The organism is Gelidibacter sp., assembly GCF_035577925.1.
Classification (GTDB): Bacteria; Bacteroidota; Bacteroidia; order Flavobacteriales; family Flavobacteriaceae; genus Gelidibacter.
The window spans coordinates 1-7,837 of record NZ_DATJCY010000098.1; the positions used below are offsets into that span (position 1 = coordinate 1).

At 37.7% G+C, this 7,837-nt stretch carries 3 protein-coding genes; 1 reads left to right on the forward strand and 2 read right to left on the reverse strand.

The window, feature by feature from the left end; translation table 11 throughout:
• Nucleotides 1-882: 882 nt before the first annotated feature.
• On the reverse strand, nt 883-2,169 hold the full coding sequence (locus VNJ50_RS03410; RefSeq protein ID WP_325579063.1) for a UDP-N-acetylmuramoyl-tripeptide--D-alanyl-D-alanine ligase: 1,287 nt from the start codon (nt 2,167-2,169) through the stop codon (nt 883-885).
• A gap of 66 nt (nt 2,170-2,235) precedes the next feature.
• Nucleotides 2,236-3,915 carry a gliding motility lipoprotein GldJ gene (gene gldJ / locus VNJ50_RS03415; protein WP_325579065.1) on the reverse strand — a complete coding sequence of 560 codons (1,680 nt, stop codon included), beginning with the start codon at nt 3,913-3,915 and terminating at the stop codon, nt 2,236-2,238.
• A 325-nt stretch (nt 3,916-4,240) separates the two neighbouring features.
• Here gldJ and porU point away from each other — a divergent pair.
• The coding region (porU, locus tag VNJ50_RS03420; protein ID WP_325579067.1) for a type IX secretion system sortase PorU at nt 4,241-7,837 on the forward strand (3,597 nt) is incomplete at its 3' end.

Below are 7,837 nucleotides of genomic sequence, written 5' to 3' on the forward strand. Positions count from 1 at the left end.
TGTTAATATTTCACCCCGTCACCATTCACCATTCACACTTTTTAAAGACCTAAAACTCCCAAAAGAATAGCTGTCAGACAAATGCTTTTTGAACTAATAGGATTTAATTAATAATCTGTATAGCTATTTCAGGACGGACCAACTCCATGGATACTCCATGGATACGCCATAGATACTCCATGGATAGTGTATGAGTAATGTGTGAAAATGTTATCGGAGCTCTAATTAGGGCTAATCACTTCGTTTTACAATCCTGTGCGTCAATCTAAAAGTTGATATAACAAGGGGTTGTTAGGAGTGATATCAATTGTAAATAGGGCCATTTGTGGATTTAAAAAGCAACATGCATTTTATCTTCAGAGAGTGCTAAAAGATTTTAATTTATAACGACATGAAAAATCCATATTATTAGTACAATTCGTGTCTAAAAAACTCTCCGTGAATCTCCGTGGAATCTCAGCGTAACTCCGTGAAACAACTCTCGCAAAGTCGCTGAGCCGCAAAGATGTTTACGCAAAACAATCAGTATCAATTCGTGTAATCTGTGTCTAAAACTCTCCGTGAATCTCAGTGAAACCTCAGCGTAACTCCGTGAAACAACCCGCGCAAAGCCGCTGAGCCGCAAAGTTACTTTACATAAAATTGTTCATGTCTTCCTATTAAACAACGACATAATAATTAGTGTAATTCGTGTAATTTGTGTCTGAAAAAACTCTCTATGAATCTCCGTGAAACCTCAGCGTAACTCCGTGAAACAACTCGCGCACAAAGCTGTTAATTCAGTAGGCTAACAAAGACAGTGAAAACCATTAAAATCAGCGTCACGCGCCTGAACAGACAATATAGGTCAGTGTTCTTCCAACAAATGGTAAATGATAATCACTAATCTAAAACTTCCAATATCCGTTCTAACGCCATTCCACGAGATCCTTTAATCAATATAAATGAGTTTTTAATAGGACGGTTTTTGAGGTTTGATTTGAGATCTTCAAAAGATTCAAATTTTTGTATGTTTTCGTTTTTGACCGTTGTTTTGTAAAAGTTTTTACCAATTAAATAGGTCTTTCCCAAGTCGTTTTTTTCAAGATAATCCACAATAAACTGATGTTCGATTTCGGCAGTTTGCCCCAACTCGAACATATCGCCTAAAAAGATTGCTTTTTCTTCTTCATGCAATTGTTTAAAGTTTTCCAAAGCGGCCATCATGCTTGTCGGATTGGCATTATACGCATCCATTATAATGGTGTTGCTGTCTTTTTTTAGAATTTGCGATCGGTTATTGGTGGGTGTGTAATTTTCAATGGCGTTAATGATAGCCGCAGTGTCAATATTGAAATAAGAGCCAATGGCGATGGCTACGGCAATGTTGTTGAAATTGTAAGTACCCGTCAATTGACTTTTAATTTCAGAATTATTGTAGCTAAGTGTAACGTAAGGTTGTGTATTGATAATTTCTAGCTTGGCGTTTGTTGAGCTGGATAATCCAAACTTATAAATATTGTCATAATTTGAGGATTGTCGCACTTGAAGTGGATCATTTTCATTGACAAAAATAGTTTTTTGATGTGCTTTCAGATAATCATATAGCTCTGATTTCGCTTTGATAACCCCTTCAATACTTCCAAAACCTTCAAGGTGTGCTTTGCCAAAATTTGTGATCAAGCCATAATCGGGATGGGCAATTTCGCATAGCAAAGCAATTTCCTTTGGATGGTTGGCACCCATTTCCACAATGCCTATTTCTGTACCTTCATTCATGGCCAAGAGGGTCAAAGGAACGCCAATATGGTTGTTCAAATTGCCATGGGTGGCCGATGTTTTATATTTTTGCGATAATACAGCATTGATCAGTTCTTTGGTAGTAGTTTTACCATTACTTCCGGTAAGTGCGATAATTGGAGCTTTCAGTTGGTAGCGGTGATAGGTGGCAAGTTCTTGCAAGGTTTCTAGAACGTTTTCTACTAAAAAACAACGATCGTCCGTAGCATATTTAGCTTCGTCGACAACGCAGTATTTGGCACCAGCTTCCAAGGCTTGGCTTGCAAACGCGTTGCCGTTAAAGTGATCTCCTTTTAAGGCAAAAAAAAGACTGTCTTTTTCAATTTTTCGAGTGTCTGTACATGCTGACGTACAGACTTTAAAATACTGGTAAATTTCTTCTATAGTCATAAAATAAATGTAATAAAAAAGTCCTAACTCGGGGTTAGGACTTTTGAAAAATTTATGGAAATAAAATTAGTGTCTTGTTTTATTTGATTTTTTTGATTTCGAACCAACTCTCGACATGGCACATCTAAATCCAATATAGTCTGTAGCCATATCTTGTGGGAAATAACGACGTTGTGCTGGGTCAATCCAATACGCTCTATCTTTCCAAGAGCCACCTTTATAAACTCTTACGTTATCATTGATCAAAGAGGTTCTGTCATCAGATTTGTCATAGGCTTTGATAATAGCACCTGTCGAATCGATAGAAACTTTGTGTCTTGGTGAATTGTACATTTGTCGTGTTTCAGATACTTCACCTTGGCCTTCGGTATCGTCAAAATTATCGCTGTAATGTCTTGATGATTTTCTGTCACCGTCTCTAAAGTTTCGGTTATCGCTACTGTCAAAGTTTGTTTTTAGATAGGCATCATCAGCACTAATAGGGACTTGTAATATTTCGCCTGGAAGATTTCTTGGTACTACTTGTCCGTTGTTAAGCGTGTCATATACAATATCTGCAGGAGTGACTACTTTTACGGTACCGTCTTCGTTTATTGCATTTTTGGTATATACGTTGCCACGGTAGTAGTTAAAGTCATTAAATTCATCATCAACAATGGGTCTGTAAACGTCGGCTACCCATTCGGCAACGTTACCTGCCATATCATAAATTCCAAAATCATTTGGCAAGTATGATTTTACCTTATTGGTAATGTCGGCACCATCGTCAGACCAGCCCTGAATTCCACCATAATCCCCTTTACCTTGTTTAAAGTTAGCTAATTGGTCGCCTCTGGTTTTTCTTTTGCCAGAGCGGGTGTATTGACCACTCCAAGGGTATTTTTTTCTTCCACGAATGGTGTTGTAGTTTCTTAATTCGTTTAATCCAAGTGCTGCATATTCCCATTCTGCTTCAGATGGCAAACGATACTCTGGGGAAATAACTCCAGATTCTCTTTTTGCATAAATATTAATAGGATTGCCTTCAGCGTCGGTTTGCTGTCTTTTTTTGCCGCCTTCAAGAATTTCCGAATTACCACCATAAGTTGAGCTTGGCGAATTGATATAGGTTTGGGTATTGAAGTTAGAATCTGCACTAACATCAGTTAAACGGGCGTCTCTCTTCAAGTAGCCTGCTTTTTCCAAATACAACTCGTTAACTCGGTCCGTTCTCCAGCTTGCAAAATTGACGGCTTGGATCCAACTTACACCAACCACAGGATATTCTCCATAACCCGGATGGCGCAGATAGTTTTCGGTCATCATTTCGCTATAGCCCAGTCGGTTTCTCCAAACTAAGGTGTCTGGCAAGGCACTTTGATAAATTAATTTGAAATTTGGATCTTCTGGTGGATAAACACGCTTGATCCAATCCAAATACTCTAAATACATTTTGTTGGTCACCTCACTTTCATCCATATAAAAGGACTGAACGTGCTGTTGACTAGGTGTGTTGTTCCAATCGTGCATAGGGTCATCTTGCACTTTTCCCATGGTAAAGGTGCCACCTTCAACAAAAACTAAACCCGGGGAAGTTTCTTGTTCTTTAAAATTGGTGTTGTATTGAAAGCCGCCGTTCTTATCGTTAATTTTCCATCCAGTTGCTCTGGATTCGCTCGAAGAAGAGGACTTTTTACACCCAACCATTGCTAAAGAAAGCATTAGGGCAAATGCAATCCTTAAATTAATGATGTTTTTCATATCCATACCTTTTAAGTAAGTTGATTAAATTTAGTGACGCAATATAGTAATTAAAGAGAAATGAACAAGCGTTTTTTGTAAATAGATTCAAAAAAATATGCATTTCATCCCTTTTATCGAACATCACGTCGGATTTTTGTTGATTTTATCGATGTATTTGATGCTTTAATAACGGTCTGAAAAATTAAATATTGTCGTAATTTTGAAGAAATTTTTTGAGTTTCATAATAAGGAATCTGACCAACCGTTATTCTTTCTTTATATTAGAAGAATGGTTGACGGAGAAAACCATAAATTGCGATAGTTTTTTTGAAGAAGATCAATCCCGACAATGCAAATAAAATTACTGTCATTTTTAATTTTGATATCTGCCTTGGCTTTTGGCCAAGAAAAGCATTTTGATATTAAATGGAATGGTGTTGTGGCTTTAGAAACCGCGTATTCTTCGATAACAGTGCCTTCATTTGATAAAGATCATTTTAGTTTTGATATTACCACGGGATTACTGTTTTCTGCCCGTTGGAAATCAGATGTGGCGATTAATAAAGGTTCGGTGATACTTACCAATGTGTCCTATTCCAATATTTCTGTTAGCGAATTGCAATCGGTGCCGCTCGAAACCATTCCAACAGCTCCCCAATTGTTTTTTGAAAATACGGTAGCACGAGGCGAAACGCATGCTTATTTAGAAGTGACTCCTATTATTAAGGAAAACGGGATCTATAAAAAAATAACTTCTTTTACAATTTCCTATAATTCATCAAATACATCGGGCAATCGGGTTTCGAACGCTGTTTTTGATCAAAGTCATTCTATGGTCAATTCGGTGCTCAGTTCTGGAAATTGGTATCGGTTTTATGTGGACAAGTCGGGTGTGTTTAAGTTGACCAAAGGATTTTTGAACGCGCTGGGCGTCAATACAAATTCGGTAGATCCGCGCACTATTAAAATTTATGGAAATGGAGGTGCGATGTTGCCTTTGCCTAACGAGGAGTTTTATCCAATGGATCTTACCGAAAATGCCGTAAAATTTGTGGGCGAAGAAGATGGCGTTTTTGACAATACCGATTTTATTTTGTTTTATGCCGAAGGTCCAACAGGATATAATAAGGACAGTAATACCAATCTCAATATATTTACCGATAAAAGTTATTATTATGTCAATGTGAGTAGTGGTGCCGGTAAGCGTATTCAAAATATGGAACAGCCTGCAAGCTCGGCAACTTATTCTATAAATACATTTCAGGATTATCAATTTCATGAAGTTGATGATGTTAATATTGTGCGCATGGGAAGAAGGTGGTTTGGTGACCGATTTGATATTGAAAACGAAAAAAAATTTGAATTTAATTTCCCAAATCTGATTGCTTCACAACCCGCTCGTGTAAAGGTTTTTGCTGCAGCGGTTTCGGAAGTTAACACGAGCATGGAAGTTAAAGTCAATTCAAACGTTGTTGCCAATCTTGCGTTTACACCCATCAATTCTTCCATTTTGGCAAGTGGAAAATCTTTTGATAATAATGTGATGCTCAATTCACCCAATGTTACAATCCATTTGAACTATAATAATTCGGGAAATCCAACGGCACAAGGGTATTTGGATTATATATCCATCGAAGCCACAAGAGGTTTGGTTTTTGAAGGTGAACAATTTATTTTCAAAAACCATCAGGTGGCAGCCACCCCGGGAATTGTGGAATATACAATGGCGAATGCCGCTCAGGTTTCAGAAATTTGGGATATCAGCAATAAATATGAGGTGACGAGCATTGAAAATGTTGATGCGAATGGGATTTTCACATTTAAATCAATTTCAGGAATTGCCAAAACGTATCTCGCTGTCACGCCTTCGGATTATTATGAGCCTTTAAAAGAAAGTAAAACCAGTATTGTCAATCAAAATATAAAAGGCACAATTTTTAAGGATGACCAAGGTCAGTTTAAGGATGTCGATTATATTATTATTTCTCCAAACAATTTAGCACCTCAAGCCGAACGATTGGCACAAATAAATAGAATTCGCAACGGACTTAATGTAAAAGTAGTTACGCTCAATGAAATTTATACCGAGTTCAGTTCGGGCAATCAAGATATTGCTGCCATTAGAAATCTGGTGCGTTATGTCTATCACAATGCCAGTACGCCCGATAAACGGTTAAAATATTTATGTCTGTTTGGTGATGCTTCTTTTGATTATAAAGATCGAATTCCCAATAATACCAATATTGTGCCTTCGTGGCATGCCCTAGAAAGTTTCAGTTTGACTTCTGCTTTTGTTTCGGATGATTTTTATGGCATGATGGATATTACTGAAGGTTATATGGGAAATGGTGAAGAGTTGGATATCGCCGTAGGACGGATTTTGGTAGAAACGCCGCAACGTGCCAAAGAAATGGTCGATAAGATTGAATTGTATTATAAAGACGAATCATATGGTAGTTGGAGAAATAATGTCGTTGTAATATCAGATGATGTGGATGAGGATTGGGAACGTGTTCTGCAAGAAACAACAGATCAAATTGGACAAAATATTACTGCAGAAAAACCATTTTTAAATGTCATTAAAATTCATTCAGATGCTTTCCAGCAAGAAGCTTCGGCAAGTGGTGAGCGTTATCCAGCTGTAAATAAAGCTATAAAAGATGCTATGGAAGTCGGTGCTTTAGTGGTTAATTATTTTGGCCATGGCGGTGAAGATGGCTTGGCTTCCGAACGTATTTTTGATAAAAATGATTCGCAAGAACTTAGAAATATTTGCAGATTTAGTTGTTTTGTTACCGTTACTTGCGAATATACACGATTTGATAATCCGTTTCGTCCAACGGCTGGAGAATATACCTATTGGAATCCCGATGGCGGTGCCATTGCACTGATTAGTACTACACGTCAAATTTTTGTAACAGTAGGCGTCAATTTTAATGAGAAATTGCAAAAGCATCTTTTTAGTTACGGATCAACGGATAATCTTTCCATGGCAGAGGCTTTGCGACGTACAAAAAATGATATGCCCGCTTCTGGAAGTCAGCAGCGTTTGGTTTTTTTTATAGGAGACCCTGCGATGAAATTGGCGTTTGCCAAGCCTAATATTCAGCTAACAAAAATCAATGATATGCCTTTAGGTCAAACCAATGATACCTTAAAAGCCTTGAGTAAAGTTAAGATGTCGGGCGAGGTTTTGGATCCTGCGGGAAATTTAATGACCAATTATAATGGTGTGCTCATGACCACTATTTTTGATAAGGATATTAAACGTCAAACTTTGGGGAATAATGGTGCAAGGCAAAATGGTGAGGTAATTAAAATGGACTTCGCCACTTTGGGCGAAAAAATCTTTATAGGCCAAGCCAGTGTTAAAAATGGTGTTTTTGATTTTGAATTTGTAGTTCCGAGAGATATTGGCGTGCCCGTTGGGCCTGGCAAAGTCAGTTTTTATGCAAAATCCGACACTCCGGCACAAGATCAGACCGGTGCTAACTTTGATGTGTTGATTGGTGGTATCAATAAAAACGCACCTACAGATACTGCTGGCCCCATAGTAAAACTGTATTTGAACGACGAAAATTTTGTGTCAGGTGGTATCACTAACGAAGCACCAACCTTATTGGCCAAACTTGAAGATGAAAACGGTATCAATACCGCTAGCGGAATTGGTCATGATATTGTGGCCATTATTGATGGTGACGAAACCAATCCGTTTGTGCTCAATGATTATTACAAAGCACAAGTAGATGATTATACCAAAGGTGAGGTCACTTATGCGTTTCGAGATTTAAAACCAGGGCTTCACACCTTGACTCTTAAGGCCTGGGATGTTTATAATAACTCAGGAATAGCTGAAATTCAATTTGTAGTGCACGATAAAGATCAAGAATTGAAGATTGAAAATGTGCTCAATTATCCCAATCCGTTTATTAATTATACAGAATTT

Bases quoted from the DNA above. Each gene is read 5' to 3' on its own strand.
- VNJ50_RS03410 (WP_325579063.1), bottom strand. From the start codon at position 2,169: ATGACTATAGAAGAAATTTACCAGTATTTTAAAGTCTGTACGTCAGCA.
- gldJ (WP_325579065.1), bottom strand. From the start codon at position 3,915: ATGGATATGAAAAACATCATTAATTTAAGGATTGCATTTGCCCTAATG.